The organism is Streptomyces tricolor (assembly GCF_002155905.1).
GTDB lineage: Bacteria > Actinomycetota > Actinomycetes > Streptomycetales > Streptomycetaceae > Streptomyces > Streptomyces tricolor.
Genome location: NZ_MUMF01000588.1, coordinates 1 through 1,189 on the forward strand (window position 1 = coordinate 1; position 1,189 = coordinate 1,189).

1 protein-coding gene and 1 pseudogene are annotated in these 1,189 nt (G+C 70.8%); both read left to right on the forward strand.

Features of this window, described 5'->3' with window-relative positions; translation table 11 throughout:
* Positions 1-581: pseudogene (locus CCN44_RS34510) on the forward strand (IclR family transcriptional regulator); the annotation flags it as partial.
* A gap of 73 nt (positions 582-654) precedes the next feature.
* Positions 655-1,065, forward strand: a complete 411-nt coding sequence (locus CCN44_RS34515; RefSeq protein WP_059252340.1) for a RidA family protein — start codon at positions 655-657, stop codon at positions 1,063-1,065.
* The last annotated feature ends 124 nt before the right edge of the window (positions 1,066-1,189 follow it).

The window sequence follows — 1,189 nt, forward strand, 5'->3', positions numbered from 1 at the left end:
TGCCGCTGCTCGCCGAGGGCCCCGCCGACCTCGGCCAGGTCGCCGACCGCCTCGGCGTGCACAAGTCCACGGCCCTCCGCCTCCTGCGCACGCTGCACGAACACGGCCTGGTCTACCGCCAGTCCGACCAGCGCTACCGCCTCGGCGCCCGCCTGTTCGCCCTCGCCCAGGAGGCGATGGAGAACCTGGACATCCGCGAGATCGCCCACCCCCACCTCGTACGCCTCAACGAGCACTGCGGACACACCGTCCACCTCGCCGTGTACGAGGAGAACGAGGTCCTCTACATCGACAAGGTGGACAGCCGCTACCCCGTGCGCATGTACTCGCGGATCGGCAAGCCCGTCGCCATCACCGTGGCCGCCGTGGCCAAGCTGCTCCTCGCCGACCTGCCCGAACCCGAGCGCCGCGCCCTCGCCGAGCGGCTCGACTACCCCCTGTACACGCCCCGTTCGACCCCGAACGCCGACGCCTTCCTGAAGGAACTGGCCACGGTGCGCGAACAGGGCTGGGCCACCGACCTCGGTGGCCACGAGGAGTCCATCAACTGCGTCGCCGCCCCCATCCGCGGCGCCGACGGCCNNTGGTCCGCCGTACCGCGGACGCGATCAGCGGCGAGTACTCCGGACGAACCCCAGTGAAGGACCCCGCCGTATGACCGACAAGATCGCGCTCACCCCGAAGACCCACACCGCCCCGCCCGCGAAGTTCTCGCACGGCGTGAAGAAGGGCAACATCCTCCAGGTCGCCGGCCAGGTCGGCTTCCTGCCCGCCGAGGAGGGCAAGCCGCCGACGCCCGCCGGCCCCTCGCTGCGCGAGCAGACCCTCCAGACCCTCGCCAACGTCAAGGCGATCCTGGAGGAAGGCGGCGCGAGCTGGGACGACGTGATGATGATCCGCGTCTACCTCACCGACACGGCCCACTTCGCCGAGATGAACGAGATCTACAACGCCTACTTCGAGGAGCAGGGCCTCACCCAGCCGCCCGCCGCCCGCACGACGGTCTACGTCGGCCTGCCGGCCGGCCTCCTCATCGAGATCGACGCGCTCGCCGTCCTGGGCTGAGCCGTCCCCTCACCCCCTGCATCTCCCGCACGTCCGGTACGGCACGGCACCCGCCGGGGTGCCGTGCCGCGCTCCCCCCTGCCCGAAAGCACGATGCACTTACCCAGAGGACCCCCGTATGTCC

Coding starts and splice junctions, on each gene's coding strand:
- CCN44_RS34515 (WP_059252340.1), top strand. CDS start 655: ATGACCGACAAGATCGCGCTCACCCCGAAGACCCACACCGCCCCGCCC.